Origin of the sequence: Neorhizobium sp. T25_27 (assembly GCF_002968565.1) — a bacterium.
In the GTDB taxonomy this organism is placed as follows: domain Bacteria; phylum Pseudomonadota; class Alphaproteobacteria; order Rhizobiales; family Rhizobiaceae; genus Neorhizobium; species Neorhizobium tomejilense.
Window position 1 is genome coordinate 1 of record NZ_PVBJ01000003.1, and the last position, 19,929, is coordinate 19,929.

Annotated in this window: 13 protein-coding genes; 10 read left to right on the top strand and 3 right to left on the bottom strand. The window is 61.5% G+C overall.

Features of this window, described 5'->3' with window-relative positions:
* From C5J24_RS10215 to C5J24_RS10250, 8 genes are all read left to right on the top strand, one after another.
* Positions 1 to 957 (top strand): glycoside hydrolase family 105 protein (locus tag C5J24_RS10215; protein WP_105417668.1); only part of this gene is annotated, 957 nt, incomplete at its 5' end.
* Positions 958 to 1,073: 116 nt separating this feature from the next.
* Complete coding sequence (locus C5J24_RS10220) at positions 1,074 to 2,357, top strand: ABC transporter substrate-binding protein (RefSeq protein ID WP_105417669.1); 1,284 nt, start codon at positions 1,074 to 1,076, stop codon at positions 2,355 to 2,357.
* A gap of 72 nt (positions 2,358 to 2,429) precedes the next feature.
* Positions 2,430 to 3,323: a carbohydrate ABC transporter permease gene (locus C5J24_RS10225; protein WP_037084987.1), complete on the top strand. Its 894-nt coding sequence runs from the start codon at positions 2,430 to 2,432 to the stop codon at positions 3,321 to 3,323.
* Between the two features lie 19 nt (positions 3,324 to 3,342).
* On the top strand, positions 3,343 to 4,221 hold the full coding sequence (locus tag C5J24_RS10230) for a carbohydrate ABC transporter permease (RefSeq protein WP_370649418.1): 879 nt from the start codon (positions 3,343 to 3,345) through the stop codon (positions 4,219 to 4,221).
* A gap of 12 nt (positions 4,222 to 4,233) precedes the next feature.
* On the top strand, positions 4,234 to 5,328 hold the full coding sequence (locus tag C5J24_RS10235; protein ID WP_105417670.1) for an ABC transporter ATP-binding protein: 1,095 nt from the start codon (positions 4,234 to 4,236) through the stop codon (positions 5,326 to 5,328).
* A 35-nt stretch (positions 5,329 to 5,363) separates the two neighbouring features.
* Positions 5,364 to 6,620: a Gfo/Idh/MocA family protein gene (locus C5J24_RS10240; RefSeq protein WP_245437568.1), complete on the top strand. Its 1,257-nt coding sequence runs from the start codon at positions 5,364 to 5,366 to the stop codon at positions 6,618 to 6,620.
* Between the two features lie 5 nt (positions 6,621 to 6,625).
* Positions 6,626 to 7,648: a Gfo/Idh/MocA family protein gene (locus C5J24_RS10245; protein WP_105417674.1), complete on the top strand. Its 1,023-nt coding sequence runs from the start codon at positions 6,626 to 6,628 to the stop codon at positions 7,646 to 7,648.
* A complete protein-coding gene (locus C5J24_RS10250) occupies positions 7,645 to 8,715 on the top strand; it encodes a Gfo/Idh/MocA family protein (RefSeq protein ID WP_105417676.1) in 1,071 nt (356 codons plus the stop codon). The genes C5J24_RS10245 and C5J24_RS10250 overlap by 4 nt, the downstream gene beginning before the upstream one ends.
* 34 nt (positions 8,716 to 8,749) lie before the next feature.
* Here the strand turns inward: C5J24_RS10250 and C5J24_RS10255 are convergent, their stop codons facing one another.
* Positions 8,750 to 10,426 (bottom strand): response regulator, encoded by a 1,677-nt coding sequence (locus C5J24_RS10255; protein ID WP_105417678.1) that lies wholly within the window; start codon positions 10,424 to 10,426, stop codon positions 8,750 to 8,752.
* A gap of 10 nt (positions 10,427 to 10,436) precedes the next feature.
* Positions 10,437 to 16,700 carry a HAMP domain-containing protein gene (locus C5J24_RS10260; RefSeq protein WP_105417680.1) on the bottom strand — a complete coding sequence of 2,088 codons (6,264 nt, stop codon included), beginning with the start codon at positions 16,698 to 16,700 and terminating at the stop codon, positions 10,437 to 10,439.
* Positions 16,701 to 17,006: 306 nt separating this feature from the next.
* On the opposite strand from C5J24_RS10260, the gene C5J24_RS10265 reads away from it, so the two are divergent.
* Together C5J24_RS10265 and C5J24_RS10270 are read left to right on the top strand one after the other, a co-directional pair.
* Entirely contained in the window at positions 17,007 to 18,035 is a 1,029-nt protein-coding gene (locus C5J24_RS10265; protein WP_105417682.1) for a four-carbon acid sugar kinase family protein, read from the top strand.
* Positions 18,036 to 18,038: 3 nt separating this feature from the next.
* Positions 18,039 to 18,743: a FadR/GntR family transcriptional regulator gene (locus tag C5J24_RS10270; RefSeq protein ID WP_105417684.1), complete on the top strand. Its 705-nt coding sequence runs from the start codon at positions 18,039 to 18,041 to the stop codon at positions 18,741 to 18,743.
* A gap of 63 nt (positions 18,744 to 18,806) precedes the next feature.
* Here C5J24_RS10270 and C5J24_RS10275 read toward each other — a convergent pair whose 3' ends face one another.
* Positions 18,807 to 19,925, bottom strand: coding sequence for an iron-containing alcohol dehydrogenase (locus C5J24_RS10275; protein ID WP_105417686.1), 1,119 nt, complete (start codon positions 19,923 to 19,925; stop codon positions 18,807 to 18,809).
* Positions 19,926 to 19,929 lie beyond the last annotated feature (4 nt).

A 19,929-nucleotide genomic window follows, 5' to 3' on the forward strand; every position in this document is an offset into this window, starting at 1 on the left:
GGCTGGGAATGGACCCATGGGGTCGCGCTTTTCGGCCTTCTCAAATATTGGCAGCTGACCGGCAATCAGAAGGTGATGGGCATCATCGTCGACTGGTTCGAAGCCCGGCTGGCTGAAGGTACCCCCACAAAGAACATCAACACGGTCGCCCCGTTCCTGACGCTTGCCCATCTCTATGAACTCACGGGGGATCCTCGGTGGCGGCCCTACCTGGAAACATGGGCCGAATGGGTGATGCACGAGATGCCGCGGACCCGCGAAGGCGGGCTGCAGCATATCGTCTATAACAGCGTCAATGATCAGCAGATGTGGGACGACACGCTGATGATGAGCGTGCTGCCGCTTGCCAAAATCGGCCTGGTGCTCAAACGGCCGGAGTTCGTGGAAGAGGCGAAATACCAGTTCCTGGTCCACGCCCAATATCTCTGCGACACGCAGACCGGCCTCTGGTTCCACGGCTGGACGTTCGACGACAATCATAATTTTGCGCGCGCCAGATGGGCACGCGGCAATAGCTGGATCACGATCGCCATTCCGGAATTCGTCGAGCTCCTGGACCTTGCCGAAAACGATCCCCTCCGCCGCCATCTGGTGTCCCTGCTCGGCCGGCAGGCAGCGGCGCTGAAACTCCACCAGCACCCATCGGGCCTGTGGCACACGCTGGTCGATGATACCTCGAGCTATCTGGAAGCCTCGGCGACCGCCGGCTTCGCCTATGGTTTGATGAAGGGCGTACGCAAGCGGTATCTGGGCATCGAGTATCTGGAAACCGCCGAGCAAGCCATGAAAGGCGTGATCGACAACATCAGCCCCGGGGGAGAGCTCCAGCAGGTCTCTTTCGGCACGGCGATGGGCGGCGATCTCGATTTCTACCGGCAGATCAAGCTGACATCCATGCCTTACGGGCAGGCGATGGCGATGCTCTGCCTGACCGAGCTTTTGCGCAGCTTCATCTGACAAGCTGCGCCGAGGAAGAATGGGTGTGTCCGGCAGGAGGAGCCGGCATGCAACAAGCCATGAACAACCGCATCCGGCGCCCATGAGGCGCTTCGGGTCAGAAGGAGGAGGACGAAATGACCAGACTGACGAGACGAGCATTGTTGGGCACCATGGGAGCGGCTGCAGCCGCTTGCGCACTTCCGGCCATGCCGGCGTTTGCTGCCGATCGCTCGATCCGGCACTATTGGTGGGGCAATCCGGAGCGCGACAAGCGCACCTTTGCCGTCATCGACACATTCCAGAAGAAAAACGCCGGTATCGCAGTTTCCGGCGAAACGATCGGCTGGGGCGACTACTGGACCAAGATGGCGACCCAGACCGCCGGCCGGAACATGGCCGACCTCGTGCAGATGGACTACCGGTTCCTGTTCGAATACGTCAATCGCGGGGCGCTGAAGCCCCTCGACGAATTCGTCGGCAAGAGCCTGATGATCGCCGACTTCGACAAGGGGCCTCTTGATGGCGGCAAGGTCGATGGAAAGCTTTATGCTCTCAACATCGGCTCGAACAGCCAGGTCATGGTCCACAACAAGCGCGCCTTCCAGGAAGCGGGCATCGATGCAGACCTGATCAACTGGACCTGGGACGACTTCGCCAAGGCATGCGAAAAGATTACCGCCAAGTCCGGCGGCAAGATGAAGGGGTCGGACGATCTGTCCCTGATGATCGAGACCTTCGAATCCTGGGTTCGCCAGAACGGTCGGGAATTCTACAGCCCAGACGGCAAGGTCACGGCGACAGCCGGTGACGTCACCAGCTGGTGGCAGATGTGGGCCGATCTGCGCAAGGCCGGGGTTGTTCGCGACAAGAACAAGACCGTCATTCTCGATCCGCCGATTGCCGAGTCGGGCATTGCCGTCGGTGACACCGCCATGTCCCACTACTGGTCCAACCAGCTGGTCGGCATCCAGGCCGTGGCGAAAGACAAGATCGGTGCCGCCATGGTGCCCCACAAGGCGGGCGGCAAGCCTGGCCAGTTCATCAAGCCGTCGATGTTCCTGTCTCTCAGCCGGGACGCCAAGGATACCGGGGCCGCAATTGCCTATATGAATGCCTGGGTCAACGATCCTGATATTACCGGCATTCTCGGCCTCGAACGCGGTATTCCTTGTTCGCCAAAAATCCGCGCGGCGCTGGCCCCGAAGCTCACGGAAGTCGAGAAGCTCTCCGTCGACTATTTCACGGCGATCCAGAGCAAGGTCGGCCCGCTGCCGGTGCCCGCCCCCAAGGGAGCGGGAGAGGTACGAGACGCCTTCATGCGTATCGGCACCGATGTCGTGCTTGGCAAGGTGGAAGTCGCGAAAGCCGCCGGCACCTTCATCGAGGATGCCCAGGCGATCATCGAGCGCGCCCAGTAATCGGCGCGGCAATATCAAGGCCCCGGCGGCGCCTGCCGCCGGGGCCTCTCTTCCGACAACAAGGTCGTTTCGATGAAACGTTTTTTTGCCCGCAATGCACCGGCCTATGTGTTTCTTCTTCCATGGCTGATCGGATTTTTCCTGCTCGCGCTTGGGCCAATCCTTGCGTCGCTTTATCTTTCCTTCACCCGCTATGACATGGTGAGCGCGCCCCGATGGATCGGCTGGGGCAATTACGAATACATGTTCACGCGGGACCGGCGCTTCTGGAAAGCGCTGGAAGTGACGTTTACCTATGTTGCGCTGGCTGTACCCGCGCGCCTGATCATGGCTCTCGGTGTCGCCATGCTGCTCGACAAGGGCCTGCGCACGATCGGTCTTTACCGAGCGATCTTCTATCTGCCGTCCCTGCTGGGCGCGTCCATCGCCATCGCCATCCTGTGGCGCCAGCTTTTCGCCGCCGACGGCGTCGTCAATCAGGTCCTGGCGATGGTGGGAATTCAGGGAGCCTCGTGGATCACCGATCCCGATACCTCGCTTTATACGCTGGTGGTGCTGGCCATGTGGCAGTTCGGCTCGCCGATGCTGATCTTTCTGGCGGGCCTGCGCGGCATACCGCGCGATCTTTACGAGGCGGCGGAAATCGACGGGACGCCCGGCTGGCGGCAATTCACCCGCATCACCTTGCCGCTTCTTGCCCCGGTGATCTTCTTCAATCTGGTGCTGCAGACGATCGATTCCTTCAAGACCTTTTCCAGCGCCTTCATCATCTCCAACGGCACCGGCGCTCCGGCGGACAGCCTCCTGTTTTATACGGTCTACCTGTTCAACGAAGCCTTCAAATTCTTCCGCATGGGTTATGCATCGGCGCTTGCCTGGTTCCTGTTGGTCATCATAGCGACCTTCACCGCGATCGCTTTCTTCACTTCCAAATATTGGGTGCACTATGAAAACGAGCGCGACTGATCTGGAGCTCGCCATCCAGATGGACGAGGCCGCGCGCGTGGCTCACGAGCTGCGGCTGAAGCGCGACAGACAAAATCGCAACGGCCGGATCCTGAAGCATATCTTCCTGATCATCGTGTCATGCGTCATGCTCTATCCGCTGTTCTGGCTGCTCGCTTCCTCCTTCAAGCCGGAAAACGAGATCTTCGGCAGCCTGACGCTCTGGCCTTCCGAATTTCGGTTCGAGAACTACACCAAGGGCTGGTACGCCCTGCCGATCTCCTTCACCGTCTTTTATGTGAATTCGGCGATCGTCACCGGCCTGTCGGTGATCGGAAACCTGGTTTCCTGCTCGTTCGCGGCCTATGCCTTTGCGCGATTGAGTTTCACAGGGCGCAGCTTCTTTTTCGCGCTGATGATGATGACGCTGATGATCCCCTATCACGTAGTTCTCATCCCTCAATATGTTCAGTTCCTGAATCTCGGCTGGGTCGACACCTATCTGCCGCTGGTGGTGCCGCGTTTCCTCGCCTCCGATGCCTTTTTCATCTTTCTGATGGTGCAGTTCTTTCGACAATTGCCGCGCGAACTGGATGAAGCGGCGATGATCGACGGCTGCTCGCCCTTCAAGATCTATTGGGCAATCATATTGCCGCTTTCGCTGCCGGCCATGGGCACGGCCGCGATCTTTTCGCTGATCTGGGTCTGGGAGGATTTCCTCGCCCCGCTCATCTACCTCAACGACATCAAGAGCTACACCGTGCCCCTGGCGCTTCGCCTCTTCCTCGATCAGGAGGGCCAGTCCGCCTACGGCCAGATGTTCGCGATGTCGGTTCTTTCACTGGTCCCGGTCGTCATCTTCTTCGTCCTGTTCCAGAAACTCATCGTGCGCGGCATCGCCACTTCCGGAATGAAATAGGGAACAAGACGCATGGCAGGATTGACGCTTCGAAACGTCGGCAAGCGCTATGGGGCGCTGTCCATCATCCAGGGGTTGAATCTGGACATCCACGACGGCGAGTTTCTTGTTCTCGTCGGTCCATCGGGCTGCGGAAAGTCGACGCTCCTGCGGATGATCGCGGGGCTCGAAGACATCAGCGAAGGAACGATCTCGATCGGCGGAAAGGTCGTCAACGATCTGCCCGCCTCGAAGCGCGAGCTTTCCATGGTCTTTCAAAGCTACGCTCTTTATCCCCATATGAGCGTTCGCAAGAACCTTGCTTTCGGTCTGCAGAACTTCAAGGTTTCGCGCACCGAGGTGGAAAGGCGGGTGGCGGAGGCCGCGCGCATCCTGCAAATCGAGCAGCTCATGGACCGCAAGCCGCGCCAGCTTTCCGGCGGCCAGAAGCAGCGAGTGGCGATCGGCAGGTCGATCGTGCGCGAGCCGCAGCTTTTCCTGTTCGACGAGCCGCTTTCCAATCTGGACGCGGAACTGCGCGTGCAGATGCGGGCGGAACTGGCCTCGCTCTACGCCCGGCTCGGCACCACCATGATCTATGTGACCCATGACCAGGTGGAAGCGATGACCATGGCAAGCCGGATCGTAGTTCTGCGAGGCGGCAAGATCGAGCAGCTCGGCACGCCCCAGGAACTCTATACCCGGCCGCAAAATCTCTTTGTCGCGGGCTTCATCGGCTCGCCGAAGATCAACATGCTGCAGGCGAGAGCGACGCGCGACGCGGGCAGGACCGTGGTATCGGTGGCCGGCATGCCTGATTTTGCGATTGCCGAGCTTCCGACCGACGATCAGGCACTGACTTTATGCGTGCGGCCTTCGTCTCTGCGTGTCGGCACTGGCGATGTCACGGGCGAAGGCACGATCCGGCTGGTGGAATATCTTGGCAGCGAGACCTTGCTGCATATCACCCTGTCTTCAGGCCAGGTCCTGCTGGCCAGCGACAATGGGCGAGTGCCCTACCGAATGGGCGATCCGGTCACCATCGGGTTCGACCTCTCCGACCTCCACTATTTCGATGGCGCGGGCAAACGCATCGAACCCACCCAGAAAGAAAGCCAGGTACAGTGAAGATCGCCATTGTTGGATGCGGCTCACGGCATCAGATGTTCCGCAATTCCGTTGTTGAAGATTATGCCGACAAACATGAGATCGTTGCCCTTTGCGACAGCAACGCCCATCGCCTCAGCGAAGCAGCGCGAGCGGCTTCAAGGCCCGGCACGAACGGCGTCGCGACCTATCTCGCCGCCGATTTCGACCGGCTGATTGCGGAGCAGAGACCGGATACGATTGTCGTCGCAACGCCGGATTTCCTGCATGCCGATTACATCGTCCGTGCCTTCGAGGCCGGATGCGACGTCATTTGCGAAAAGCCGCTGACGATCGATCTCAGCCGCCTCAAGCAGATCGTCGATGCCCAGGCGCGCACCGGCCGGAAGGTCACCGTGACCTTCAACTACCGCTATTCGCCGGCGCGCACCCAGATCAAGGAGCTGATTTCATCCGGAGCGATCGGCACGGTGACGGCGGTCGATTTCCGCTGGCACCTCGATCGGGTTCACGGCGCCGATTATTTCCGCCGCTGGCACCGCCAGAAGGAAAATTCCGGCGGGCTCCTGGTCCATAAATCAACTCACCATTTCGACCTTCTCAACTGGTGGCTGGGGACCGCGCCGACGGAGGTCCTGGCCTCCGGCCGCCGGGTCTTTTATCGCCCGGAAATGGCAATGGAACTTGGTCTTGCTGGCCGTGGGCCACGCTGCAGCGACTGTCCTGTCGCCCACAAGTGCGATTTCCGGCTCGACCTTGCCGCCGACGAGAACCTGCGCAATCTCTATGTCGAGGCTGAACACGAAGACGGCTATTTCCGGGATCTCTGCGTATTCGACGAAGAGATCGGTATCGAGGATACGATGCAGGCGCATATCCGCTACGCCTCGGGCGTCACCGCCAATTACACCCTGACTGCCTATTCGCCCTGGGAAGGGTTGGAGATCAAGTTCCAGGGCACCAAGGGCGACATCACCCATCGCCATGTCGAGGTCCATGGCGTGTTCGGCGGCAAACGCGCCCATGCGGATGAAGATGCGATCACCACGGAACTTCACCTGGCCGGCGAGCCCGCGCGCCAGCTTGCCGTTCCGAAGGCAGTGGGGGATCACGGCGGCGCGGATCCGGTCATGCTGGGTTACATCTTTGATCCGGAAAGCATGCAGCCCGATCCTTACGGCCGTGCCTCCGATCATGTTGCCGGCGCCTGGTCGATCCTCACCGGCATCGCCGCCAACGCTTCCATCGAGACGGGTTCGCTCGTCAACATCCAATCCATGCTTCGCGCTCGCGGCATCCACCTGAACAGGTAGTTTCCATGGCTTTTAACCTTCGAATCGGCGTCATCGGCATAGACCACGGACATATCTACGGCATGATCAACGGCATGCGGGGCGCCGGCGCCACGCTTGTTGCATGGACAACGGGCGACGAGACGCCGGAGGCGGTCCGCAAGACATTCCAGGAAACCTATCCGGATCTGCCCGCCCGGCCGATGCAGGCCATCCTCGATGACGAGAGCATTGTCCTTGTCCTGTCGTCTGCAATCAACAGCGACCGCGCCGATATCGCAGTGGCGGCGATGGTGCACGGCAAGGACGTTCTGGTCGACAAACCCGGCTGCACCAGCCTGGAACAGCTGGCAGACATCCAGCGTACCGTCTCGGAGACCGGGCGGCGCTGGGTCGTATCCTTTTCCGAACGCGTCTCCGTCGAGAGCGCCACCCTGGCGGATCAGCTGGTCGCCGAAGGCCGGATCGGCAAGGTCGTCCAGACGGTCGGTCTTGGACCGCATCGCTTGAATGCGCATCTCAGGCCGGATTGGTTCTGGGACAGGACCCGTTGCGGCGGGATTCTTGCCGATATCTGTGCCCATCAGTTCGACCAGTTCCTGCATTATACCGGCTCGGCCGAGGCACGCGTCGTTTCCGCCCATGTGACCAATGTCGCAAATCCGGATCGGCCCGGATTTCAGGATTTCGGCGAGGTTCTGCTGGAGGGCAATGGCGGCCGGGGTTATGCCCGGGTCGATTGGCTGACGCCCGACGGTCTTCCCGTCTGGGGCGACGGCAGGATGACCATTCTCGGGACGGAAGGGTATATCGAGCTGCGCAAATACATCGATATTGCCGGCCACGACGGTCAGGACCACGTTTTTGTGGTCGACAAGTCGGGCGTGCAGCGTTTCGAGGCAAGCGGCGCCGGAAAGCCCTTCTTCGCCCGCCTGTTTGCCGATGTGGAAAGGCGCACCGAGACGGCCATGGCCCAGTCCCATGCGTTGCTCGCGACCCGGTTGGGACTGCAGGCGCAACACATCGCCGAAGAGAAGAAAGACCGATGACGACGCGCATCCGTGTCGCCGTCATCGGCGCGGGTATAGGCAAGGCGCATCTCGCCGCTTATGCGCAATTGGCCGATCTTTTCGACGTCCGTTACGTCTGTGACCTCAACCTGCCTCGCGCCGAGGACGCGGCGCAACAGGCTCCCGGCAGCCGGGTCGTTGCCGACATCAGCGAGGTCTTCGCCGATCCCTGCGTGGATCTGGTCGACATCTGCCTGCCGCCACAACTGCACGCACCGATGACGCTTGCCGCACTGGAGGCAGGCAAGCACGTGGTCTGCGAAAAGCCGCTTGCCGGTTCAATAACCGAGGTGCGCCGGATCACCGAGCTTGCCGCACGAGCGGGGCGGCAGGTCTTTCCCGTATTCCAGTATCGTTATGGAGCCGGCTACCGGGCAGCGCACGAATTGAAGGTCCGGGGCCTGCTGGGCAGGCCTTACGTGGTGGCCCTGGAGACACACTGGCAACGCGGATCAGATTATTACGCAGAGCGCTGGCGGGGCACCTGGAAAGGCGAGCTCGGCGGCGTGCTCGTCAGTCATGCGTGCCATATCCACAACCTGACGACTCATCTCGCGGGAGATGTCGTGGAGGTTGCCGCCTTCCTCGATACACGCGTCAATCCCATCGAGACCGAGGATTGCGCCGTGCTTTCGATGCGCACCGCAGCGGGGGCGCTGATCACGTCCTCGGTCACCTTGGGTGCGGCCGGAAACAGTTCGCGGCTGAGGATGTGTTTCGAGCATGTCACGGTCACGTCGGGCACGGAACCCTATCAGATAGGGGCAGGACCGTGGAGGTTCGAAGCAACCGACCCCTCACGACAGCCCGAGGTCGATGCGGCAACGCGAGACATACCCGATGTCCTTCCGCGATTTCCGGGACTATTCGCAGATGTCCATGCACGTCTCACCGGCGAACCTGACCTTTACCTGCCGTCGCTTCAGGAAAGTTATCACTCGATCGAGCTTGTGACGGCAATCTACGCGTCGGCAAGGGAAGGCCAGATCGTACGCCTGCCGCTTTCCGCAGATCACCCCCTCGCTGCGGGCTGGCTGCCGGTCTGAACAGGACAGATATCGCGGAGCCCGAAAGGGGCGCTCAGGCGGCCGTCGCCCGCTCAGCCACCGCGCGATGCACTGCCGTCTGAAGTTGCTCTTGAGTGAACGGCTTCATCATCCTCGGGAGATCTGAAAGCCCGTGATCTTCGTGCAGTTCAACATATCCGGAGGCGAGGATCACCGGCAAGCCCGGATAAGAGGCGAGGATCCGCCGTGCCAGTTCCGCGCCGGTCATGCCCGGCATGGCGTGGTCCGTGATGACAAGGTCGAACTTCTGGTCGGAGCCGAGGATCTCGAGTGCGGCGGCGGCCGAGGATGCCTCCGTGGCGACATGGCCAAGGTCTTCCAGCATTGCCGACGTTCCCATGCTGACGAGCGAATCGTCGTCGACCACAAGCACCGTCAGTGCATGCGGCACATTGGGAGCAGCGTCTGGCGATGTAGCCTCCGATGACGACGCCGCCACCGCAATATTTTCGGCGACCGGCAACCACAAAGACACCGTCGTCCCCTCTCCCTTGACGCTCGACAGGTCAAGGATGCCACCCGATTGAGCCGCCAGGCCGTGCACCATGGAAAGGCCGAGACCCGTCCCCTTTCCAGGCCCTTTCGTCGTGAAAAAGGGCTCGGCCGCGCGGGTAACCGTCGCTTCGTCCATGCCTTCGCCGGTATCGGACACCGAAATCCGCACGTATCGACCGGCGGCCAGGCGGCCGTGCCTCGAGACATCTTTCTGCTCTGCGGACACCATGATCGTACCGCCCCCGATCATCGCGTCGCGCGCGTTCACGAACAGATTGAGGAGGGCAAGTTCGAGCTGGTTGCTATCGACCAACAACTGCGGAAGCCGTGGCGGAATATCTTTTCTGATATCGACCCCAGGCCCCAGCGCCTTGCTCAGCAGGTCCTGGATGTTTTCGAAGAGTTCGGCGAAATCGACCGCGTGCGGCTTCAATTCCTGGCGGCGCGCGAAGGCCAGCAGCCGTTGGGTCAAAGCCGCGCCGCGCTCGGCCGCCTGTATCGCATTGGCGATCAGCCGCTCGCTCTTCTCGTCGATTGGAAGCCGCTTCTTCAGGAGGTTCAAGCTACCCAGAACCGCCATCAGCAGGTTGTTGAAATCGTGGGCGACGCCGCCGGTCAATTGGCCGATCGTGTCCAGCTTTTGCGCCTCGAACAATTGCGCAAGCGCTTCTTCGCGCTCGCGCGTCCTCTGGTCGATCCGTTCCTCAAGGTCTTCATTGAGCTGACGGAGCTGGTTCGAGGACGCTTCGAGTTCGGCGGTGCGTTCCCGAACCCTGTCCTCGAGGTCGGCATTCAACCGCTCCAGTTCCCTCGTCTTCCGGTACAGGTCGGCGAATACCCGGACCTTGGCCCGCAGAACTTCCGGAACGATGGGTACCGAGACATAGTCGACGGCACCCGCCGCATAACCCCGCAGCCGGTCCGGTTCCGCCATCATGACGGCCGACACAAAAATGATCGCCGTATGCTGGTATCGGGGGTGCTCCCTGATCATGCTGACGAGCTCGAAGCCGTCCTGCTCCGGCATGCAGACATCCACGAGAATGACCGCGATATCGTTGCGCAGGAGATGCTCCAGGGCTTCCCTGCCCGACTGGGCCTTGATCAGGTTTTCGCCAAGCTCCTGCAGCACGACTTCATAGCTCAGGAGCTTTGCCGGCTGATCATCCACGAGAAGGATATTGACGGGGTTCATGGCCATATCCCTAGCGATGCAGCCACATGCGGAGAGCGGAAAGCAATTGCTCCGTATTGACCGGCTTTGCCAGATAATCCGACGCACCCGCCTCCAGGCACTTTTCGCGGTCTCCCTTCATTGCCTTTGCGGTCAGCGCAAGGATGGGCAGGCGCCGGAACCGGTGGTCTGAGCGGATCACCTGCATTGTTTCGTAGCCGTCCATTCCAGGCATCATGATGTCCATCAGGACGATCGCGACAGCCGGCTCCCTGTGAATGACGTCGATGGCCTCGCTGCCGGTCGTCGCTGTCAGGACCCTCATTCCGCGGCGCTCGAGAACGCTGCTGAGAGCGAAGATATTGCGGGCGTCGTCGTCCACCAGCAGAACGGTTTCCCCGATCAGATCCTCATCGGAACTGTGAAGTTCCTCAAGCATCGCTTGCTTGGCGGCCGGCATATCGGCCACCACCCTGTGGAGGAACAGTGCCGTCTCATCCAGGAGACGCTCGGGCGACTCCACACCCTTGACGACGACGCTGCGCGCCATCGTGTGTAGCTGGGCGTCCTCTTCCGGCGAAAGCTCGCGGCCCGTGAATACCACGACCGGAACCTCGGGAATGTCACTGTCGTCGCGGATCTTTTCGAGAACTTCGAAGCCCGACATGTCAGGCAGGGTAAGATCGAGAACGACGCAGTCGGCCGGATCCTGCTTCAGCGCGGCCAGCGCTTCGGCACCCGAGCCTACACTTTCGATGTCGATGTCATCATGGCTGAGCAGCGCAGTCACGCTCAGCCGCTCCGCCTCGCTGTCTTCAACGAGCAGAAGCCGCTTGCGACGCGGTTCGGCATAATTCTTCAGCCGCAGGAATGCCTTTCCGAGGCTGTCGGTGGTTGTGGGCTTGCTCATGAAGGCGAAGGCGCCGCGCGTGAGGCCATGCTGACGGTCCTCGTCAAGGCTGATGATTTGGACCGGAATATGCCGCGTCGCCGCGCTCTGCTTGAGCTGGCTCAGCACCGTCCAGCCGAGCATGTCCGGCAGGAAGATGTCGAGGGATATCGCGGCGGGTTTGAATTCCTGCGCGAAATTCAACGCTTCGCTGCCGCGCGTGGCCACCAGGACCTTGAACCCGCTGTCACGGGCCAGATCGACAAGCACCCGGGCGTAGTGGGGATCATCCTCGACGATCAACAGAACCGCGTCCCCGGGGTTTATTTCGCCGCGATCGTCGTCGATCTGTTCCGTGGTTTTGTCGGCACGCCGTGCCGCGGCCGCTTCCGCGAGCTGAACCACGTTGCTTTGCGCCGGCAGGTATTTTGGCACGGGGGAAGCGCCGACATAGGTCAGCGGCAGGTAGAGTACGAACGTGCTGCCGACGCCGGGGGTGCTGCGCAGCTGGATTTCGCCCCCAAGCAGGCTCGCCAGTTCGCGGCTGATCGCAAGACCTAGCCCGGTGCCCCCGTATTTCCGGCTGGTCGAGGCATCCGCCTGTTGGAATGCCTCGAATATGATCCGCTGCTTTTCGGGCGGGATGCCGATACCGGTATCGGAGACTTCGAAGGCGATCACCGACGGGGCATGTTTGAGAGAAGGATGATCCAGGGACCAGCCTTCCGTCACCGGAGCGACTTTCAGCGTGACGCCGCCCTGCGCGGTGAACTTGAAGGCGTTGGACAACAGGTTCTTGAGGATCTGCTGCAGCCGCTTGGAGTCGGTAATGATGCTTCTCGGCACCTCTTCGCCGATCTCGACCATATAGCTGAGATCGCGGTTTTCCGCCTCATGCCGGAACGGCCTCGACATCATCTCCAGCAGGTTGGTGATGAATATCTCTTCGGCATCGACCGAAACGGTCCCAGACTCGATCTTGGAGAGGTCGAGAATATCGCTGATCAGGTTGAGGAGATCGGTGCCCGCGCCATGGATCGTCTTTGCAAACTCCACCTGCTTGCCGGAAAGATTGCCGTCGGGGTTTTCTCCCAGCTGCTGGCCGAGGATCAGGATCGAGTTGAGCGGCGTGCGCAGCTCGTGCGACATGTTGGCGAGGAACTCGGACTTGTATTTCGATGTCAGCGCAAGCTCGGTCGCCTTTTCTTCCAGCGCACGGCGGGCCTGCTCGATTTCCTGGTTCTTCGCCTCGACCTCCACGTTTCGTTCTTCGAGCTGCTGCGCCTTTTGCTCAAGCTGCTCGTTGGTCTGCTGCAACTCCCGCTGCTGCGTCTGAAGTTCGGTCGCAAGCTGCTGGGATTGCTTGAGCAGACCTTCCGTCTGCATCGTCGCCTCGATTGAGTTGAGTACGATGCCGATCGAGGTCGTCAGCTGGTCGAGGAAGGAAAGCTGCAGCTCGGTGAATTCGCCGGCCGAAGCAAGCTCGATCACCGCCTTGACCTGTCCTTCGAAGTGAACCGGCAGAACGATGGCGCTCTTGGGAAGGGTCGAGAAAACCCCCGAGCTGATGGGAACGACATTGTCGGGAAGATTGGTGACGAGGATGCGACGGGCATCGATGGCGCACTGCCCCACCAGGCCCTGGCCGAATTCCAGGCGCCGCGGATGTGCCGCACCGACCCCGTCCGCGTAACTGGACAGCAGAGACAGGGTTGGTTGGCGATCCTCCGCGTCCACCTGATAGATCACGCCTTGATGTGCTCCGACGAGAGGCGCCAGTTCCGACAGCAGCATTTTCCCGACCAGCGTCAGGTCGCGCTGCCCCTGGAGCATGTTGGTGAATCTCGCCAGGTTCGTCTTCAGCCAGTCCTGTTCGGTATTCTGCTCCGTCGTCAGGCGCAGATTGCCGATCATCGTATTGATGTTGTCCTTGAGCTCGGCGACTTCTCCGCGCGCTTCCACCTGGATCGACCGCGTCAGGTCGCCCTTGGTGACGGCGGTTGCCACCTCGGCGATAGCCCGGACCTGGGTGGTGAGGTTTGCGGCCAGCAGGTTGACGTTACCCGTCAGGTCTTTCCATGTACCGGCGGTGCCCGGCACGTTCGCCTGGCCGCCAAGGCGGCCTTCGACGCCCACTTCGCGAGCCACCGTGGTGACCTGGTCGGCGAAGGTCGCGAGCGTATTGGTCATGTTGTTGATGGTTTCGGCAAGCGCTGCGACCTCGCCCTTGGATGCGACGGTGAGGTTTTGCTTGAGGTCGCCGTTGGCAACCGCCGTCACCACCTTGACGATGCCGCGCACCTGTTCGGTCAGGTTGGCGGCCATGACGTTGACCGTGTCGGTCAAGTCCTTCCACGTCCCCGCGACGCCGGGCACCTGCGCCTGGCCGCCGAGCTTGCCCTCGGTGCCGACCTCGCGCGCCACGCGGGTGACTTCGCCCGCAAAGGCGTTCAGCTGATCCACCATCGTGTTGATGGTGTTTTTGAGTTCCAGGATTTCGCCCTTCACATCCACCGTGATCTTGCGCGACAGGTCGCCTCGCGCAACGGCGGTCGTGACTTCGGCGATGTTGCGGACCTGCGTGGTGAGATTGGCGGCAAGCAGGTTGACGTTGTCGGTCAGATCCTTCCAGGTTCCCGCGACGCCCGGCACGACGGCCTGGCCGCCAAGGCGGCCGTCGGTGCCGACCTCGCGCGCCACGCGCGTCACTTCGCCCGCGAACGACCGCAGCTGGTCGACCATGGTGTTGAGCGTGTCCTTCAGCAGCAGGATTTCGCCACGAACGTCGACGGTGATCTTGCGTGACAAGTCGCCATTGGCGATCGCGGTGGCGACCTCGGCGATATTGCGGACCTGGGCCGTCAGGTTGCCGGCCATCGAGTTGACGCTGTCGGTCAGGTCCTTCCAGGTGCCGGCGACACCCGACACCTGCGCCTGGCCGCCGAGCTTGCCTTCGGTGCCAACCTCGCGTGCAACGCGCGTTACTTCGCCGGCGAAGGCGTTGAGCTGGTCCACCATCGTGTTGATGGTGTTCTTCAGTTCGAGGATTTCACCCTTCACGTCGACAGTGATCTTGCGCGACAGGTCTCCTCGCGCGACCGCGGTCGTCACTTCGGCGATGTTTCGCACCTGACCTGTCAGGTTGGAGGCCATCGAGTTGACGTTCTCGGTCAGATCCTTCCAGGTGCCGGCAACGCCGGGCACCTGAGCCTGGCCGCCGAGCTTGCCTTCGGTACCCACTTCGCGCGCCACACGCGTCACTTCCGAGGCGAACCGGTTGAGCTGGTCCACCATCGTGTTCAGCGTCTCCTTCAGCTGAAGGATTTCACCCTTCACGTCGACGGTGATCTTGCGTGACAGGTCGCCGTTGGCGATCGCCGTCGAGACCTCGGCGATGTTGCGGACCTGGGCCGTCAGGTTGCCCGCCATCGAGTTCACCGAATCCGTCAGATCCTTCCAGGTGCCGGCGACACCCAGAACGTTCGCCTGGCCCCCAAGACGTCCCTCCGTCCCGACCTCTCGGGCGACACGCGTCACCTCCCCGGCAAAGCCGTTGAGCTGGTCCACCATCGTATTGATGGTTTCCTTGAGTTCGAGAATTTCGCCGGACACCGTCACGGTAATCTTCTTCGACAGGTCGCCCTGGGCGACGGCGGTCGCAACTTCGGCGATGTTGCGCACCTGGCCGGTCAGGTTGGAGGCCATGGAATTGACCGAGTCCGTCAGGTCCTTCCAGGTTCCCGCGACGCCGCGCACGTTGGCCTGGCCGCCAAGCCGGCCTTCGGTTCCCACTTCGCGCGCGACACGCGTGACTTCCGATGCAAACGCGTTGAGCTGGTCGACCATGGTGTTGATGGTCTCCTTCAGCTCCAGGATTTCACCCTTTACATCGACGGTAATCTTCTTGGACAAGTCACCATTGGCGATTGCCGTCGAGACCTCGGCAATGTTGCGGACCTGTGCCGTCAGGTTCCCGGCCATGGAGTTGACGTTCTCCGTCAGGTCCTTCCAGGTGCCGGCGACGCCGCGGACGTTGGCCTGCCCGCCGAGTCGTCCTTCCGTTCCCACCTCGCGGGCGACGCGGGTGACTTCCGATGCAAACGCGTTGAGCTGATCCACCATCGTGTTGATGGTTTCCTTGAGTTCCAGAATTTCACCCGAAACCGTGACCGTGATCTTTTTCGACAAGTCGCCATTGGCGATCGCCGTCGACACTTCGGCGATGTTTCGCACCTGGGCCGTCAGATTGGACGCCATGGAGTTGACGTTGTCGGTGAGGTCTTTCCAGGTTCCGGCGACGCCCGGCACCTGAGCCTGGCCACCGAGGCGGCCTTCGGTGCCGACTTCGCGGGCAACGCGCGTCACCTCGCCGGCAAAGCCGTTGAGCTGGTCGACCATCGTGTTGATGGTTTCCTTCAATTCAAGGATTTCGCCGGACACGTCGACGGTGATCTTTCTCGAAAGGTCGCCGCGGGCGACGGCGGTCGTGACCTGGGCGATGTTTCGCACCTGCGCCGTCAGGTTGCCGCACATTGCGTTGACCGAGTCGGTCAAATCCTTCCACGTGCCGGCTACCCCCGGTACGAGCGCCTGGCCCCCCAGCTTTCCTTCCGTGCCGACCTCCCGGGCAACGCGCGTCACTTCCGATGCAAAGGAGCGGAGCTGGTCGACCATCGTGTTGATGGCCTCCTTCAGCTGCAGGATTTCGCCGCGGACATCGACGGTGATCTTTTTGGAAAGATCGCCGTTGGCGACCGCAATCGTGACGTCTGCGATATTGCGGACTTGAGCGGTCAGGTTCGAAGCCATCGAATTGACGCTCTCGGTCAGGTCTTTCCAAACGCCGGTCACTTCCGGAACCTGAGCCTGCCCACCCAGCTTGCCATCCGTGCCAACCTCGCGGGCGACGCGCGTCACTTCGGACGTGAACACGCTCAGCTGCTTGATCATCGTGTTGACGATCTCGGCCGAACGCAGGAACTCCCCTTTCAGCGGACGCCCATCGACGTCAAGCGGAACCGTTTGCAGCAGGTCACCCTTGGCGACCGCCGTGATCGTCCGGGTAACCGCCGTCGTCGGCCACAGCAAATCGTCGATCAGGGTGTTGATCGACCCTTCCATGTCCGCCCAGGCTCCATCGGAGAGGCCAAATCTGACCCGGGTGCTGGTGCGGCCATCCCGCCCGACAACCTGACCTACATTTTCGAGCTGCGCCGCCATTTTCTGGTTGGCCGCGATGATGTCGTTCAATGTATCTGCAATTTTTCCGGTGACGCCGGTCATATCGGACCGCATCCGGACCGAAAAGTCTCCCCGTCTCATCGCCAGGAGAGCTTCAAGCAGGGCGCGGGCGTCTTCGTCCGCCATCACCGCCACATCTACGTCGGAAAGGTCATCCGAATCCATGCCACTGCGCTGAACGTCATTGCCCTGTCTGCTCACCGAAGCCCCCTGCCTTAGAGTGCCATTTAATCTAGCGCAGGATTTCAAAAAGACTACAGGCCGGGCGCGCTCCGCCTCCCGCGTCAAACGAGCAGATTTCGCTCTGCAAAGGGACGCCAAATTACAGCAAGTGAAGGCCCGCAAAAATACGGTCTGGCCAATCCATCCGGCGCCCGCGCGACGACACAATTTGTCAAATACTGCTGTTATACAATTGACAATATGAGCAAATTTCGCTCAAAAAGATAACAACAGATTATGTGGTCCATTATGCTGGTTATTCTTGCCGACGACCTGACTGGCGCGCTTGATTGCGCGGCGCCGTTTGCCGGCAGGGGTTTGCATACTGAAATCGCGTTGAGCATCGAGGCTATCGGAGCGGCCTTGCAACTGAGGCCCGCGGTTCTTTCAGTCAACCTCGGATCTCGGGAAGTCGAGTCGGAGGCTGCGCGGCAGGCAACTGCGGCGGCCCTGTCGTGCCTGCCGTCGGACATCGTCCTGTTCAAGAAGATCGATTCCCGCCTCAAGGGCAATATCGCCGCCGAGCTCGACGCGACGCCTTTTCATCTGGCGCTGGTCGCGCCTGCGATACCTGACTTCGGACGGAATGTCCGAACGGGACATGTCGAAGGTTTCGGCCTGGACAAGCCGTTGAAGGTCGCCGACGCGCTTGGCGTTCATGCCGGACGCGCCATCATTCCCGATACGCTTTCACAGGAAGACATGTCTGCGGCTCTGGCAATTGGCCGCGAGGCCGGGGCAGATCTTCTTGTCGGCGCCAGGGGTCTCGCCGAGGCGCTGGCCTGTCACATGACCGGCCGTCAGGTCGCCGAACCGGCTCTCCCTGAACCCGGCCCTGCCCTTTTCGTCATCGGCTCGAGAGATCCGATCACGCTGGCGCAAGTCGAGGAATTGCGGCGGGCGGTCGTGCCTGACTATATTGCCGCGCCGAACGGGCACCCGGAGAGGATCGCACGGCCGCAGCATTCCGTGACGCTGGTTCAGGCCACGCCGGATGGAAAGGACGATCCGCCGCTTCTGGTATCGGACCGGTTGGCGGCAAGCATAGTCCCGGACATGACGGCACCGGTCGCCACTCTGCTTCTGTCGGGCGGCGCGACTGCCGAGGCTGTCCTGAAGGCAATGAATGTTTCGCGATTCCAGCTTCTCGGCGAATGTCTGCCAGGCCTTGGCTTGGCTTATATCGATGGCCAATGCATCATCGCCAAATCCGGCGGATTCGGCACGCCGGGCACATTGTGCGAGATAGCAAGAATAACCATGGACGAGAAGGGTTGAACGATGGGGCTTGAGAGCGGCACTGCCCGCAAGGGCCTTCCTGATATCGTCTTTGAGCGGATGTTGCGCGCGATCAAGTCGGGGGCATACAGGCCGGACGAGCGGTTGCCGACCGAACATGAGCTAGCCAACGAATTCGAAGTGTCGCGGCCGATCATCCGGGAAGCGCTGAGACGGTTGCGCGAGCAGGGACTGATCTATTCGAGACGCGGTGCCGGCAGCTTCGTGCGTGCGCTCGGCCTGCGTGAACCGCTCGGATTCGGCCAGCTGGAAAATGTCGCCGATCTCCTCAACTGTTACGAGTTTCGCATGACGCTTGAACCTGCAGCAGCGGCGGCGGCGGCAGTGCGTCACGACAAGGAGAGCCTGGCGGCCATAACGCGGGCCCTGGAATTGCTGCGCGATGCCACGAACCGCCAGGCCCATCGCGAAGACGCCGACTACCAATTCCATCTGGCTATCGCGCGGGCGGCTCAGAACAGCTACTTCTCGACGGCGATGGAGGCCCTGAAGGATCACATTGCCGTGGGGATGAAATTCCACGGAGCCTCCGTGAAAAGAGAGGCAACCGGGCTGGCGAAGGTGTTCGGCGAGCACGAGGCGATTGCCGATGCAATCACACGCGGAGACCAGGAATCGGCGCGGCAGTTGATGCTGGACCACTTGAAGGGCTCACGCGCGCGGCTGTTCCAATCGTCGCACCAATGAAACCCGAATGCGTCATCCGGAAATAACGGCCATCCGGCAGCGTACCGCCGGATGGCTATCACTTCAAAATGCCGCCTCGTAGATTCCCAGCACATCGTCGATACTCATTTCGGCCGGGTTGTTATCCATCAGCCGACGGATCGCATGCGCCTCAGAAGCGTAGAGGGAAAGCTCGTCCTGCCTGGCGCCGTGAGCCGCCAGCGACATCTGGATGCCAAGCGCTCCGCAGAAGTCGCATGCCGACGATCGCAATTCGTCCGAGGAGAGATTGTCACCGAGACCGAGTGCTGCGGCCACTTCCGCGGTCTTCGCGGCGGCGACAGACTGGTTGAAAGCCAGTACATGCGGGAAAACGATGGCATTCGCCAGACCGTGCGGCAGGTTGAGCCGCGTCCCCAGTGGATAGGCGATCGCATGGCCGGCCGCCGTATTGACCGGTCCAAGGCAAATCCCACCGTAATAGGAAGCGAGCATCAACCCTTCGCGCGCCTCCGTATCCTGCCCGTCCTTCACCGCCCGCGCCAGATACCGGCCGACCAGCCCGAACCCCATGCGGGCAAAGCCGTCGATCATCGGATGGGCGCGGCGGTTGGTGAAGGCTTCGACGCAATGCGCCATGGCATCGACACCCGTCGCGGCGGTCACGGCCGGAGGCACCGAATAGGTCAGTTCAGGATCGAGCACCGCGAAATCCGCGATCATGTGCGGGCTCTCCACCGCGATCTTGGTCCGCTTGACCGGATCGGTGATGAGCGAGCGGATGCCGGCCTCCGAGCCGGTACCCGCGGTGGTCGCGACCTGGGCAAGCCGCGTGCGACGGCCGGCGACGCGATTGGGACCGGCAACGTCTTCGAGGCTCTGCTCGGAATCCCACAGCACCGCGACAAGCTTGGCGACGTCCAACACGGATCCACCGCCAAGCCCGACGATCAGTTGCGGACGAGCCTTGCGGGCAGCCGCCAGCGCAGCATCCAGCGTCAAGGTGTCCGGCTCGCCCGGAATGGCGTCGAATACCGAAAATCGGCCGGGCAACTGCAGACGGTCGGCGAAACCAGCCGTGATCGGCGTCGCAATGACCAGGGTCGAGGCGACGTCGCCGGCCCAGACGCCAACCTGGCTGATCGTGCCGGCCCCGACGGCGAGGCGCAGGGGCTGGTGGAGTGTGATGGGTGCAATGGCCATGACG

What these genes read in the sequence shown, in the direction of transcription:
- C5J24_RS10220 (WP_105417669.1), top strand. Translation starts at nt 1,074, where the DNA reads ATGACCAGACTGACGAGACGAGCATTGTTGGGCACCATGGGAGCGGCT.
- C5J24_RS10225 (WP_037084987.1), top strand. Translation starts at nt 2,430, where the DNA reads ATGAAACGTTTTTTTGCCCGCAATGCACCGGCCTATGTGTTTCTTCTT.
- C5J24_RS10230 (WP_370649418.1), top strand. Translation starts at nt 3,343, where the DNA reads ATGGACGAGGCCGCGCGCGTGGCTCACGAGCTGCGGCTGAAGCGCGAC.
- C5J24_RS10235 (WP_105417670.1), top strand. Translation starts at nt 4,234, where the DNA reads ATGGCAGGATTGACGCTTCGAAACGTCGGCAAGCGCTATGGGGCGCTG.
- C5J24_RS10240 (WP_245437568.1), top strand. Translation starts at nt 5,364, where the DNA reads ATGTTCCGCAATTCCGTTGTTGAAGATTATGCCGACAAACATGAGATC.
- C5J24_RS10245 (WP_105417674.1), top strand. Translation starts at nt 6,626, where the DNA reads ATGGCTTTTAACCTTCGAATCGGCGTCATCGGCATAGACCACGGACAT.
- C5J24_RS10250 (WP_105417676.1), top strand. Translation starts at nt 7,645, where the DNA reads ATGACGACGCGCATCCGTGTCGCCGTCATCGGCGCGGGTATAGGCAAG.
- C5J24_RS10255 (WP_105417678.1), bottom strand. Translation starts at nt 10,426, where the DNA reads ATGAACCCCGTCAATATCCTTCTCGTGGATGATCAGCCGGCAAAGCTC.
- C5J24_RS10260 (WP_105417680.1), bottom strand. Translation starts at nt 16,700, where the DNA reads ATGGATTCGGATGACCTTTCCGACGTAGATGTGGCGGTGATGGCGGAC.
- C5J24_RS10265 (WP_105417682.1), top strand. Translation starts at nt 17,007, where the DNA reads ATGCTGGTTATTCTTGCCGACGACCTGACTGGCGCGCTTGATTGCGCG.
- C5J24_RS10270 (WP_105417684.1), top strand. Translation starts at nt 18,039, where the DNA reads ATGGGGCTTGAGAGCGGCACTGCCCGCAAGGGCCTTCCTGATATCGTC.
- C5J24_RS10275 (WP_105417686.1), bottom strand. Translation starts at nt 19,925, where the DNA reads ATGGCCATTGCACCCATCACACTCCACCAGCCCCTGCGCCTCGCCGTC.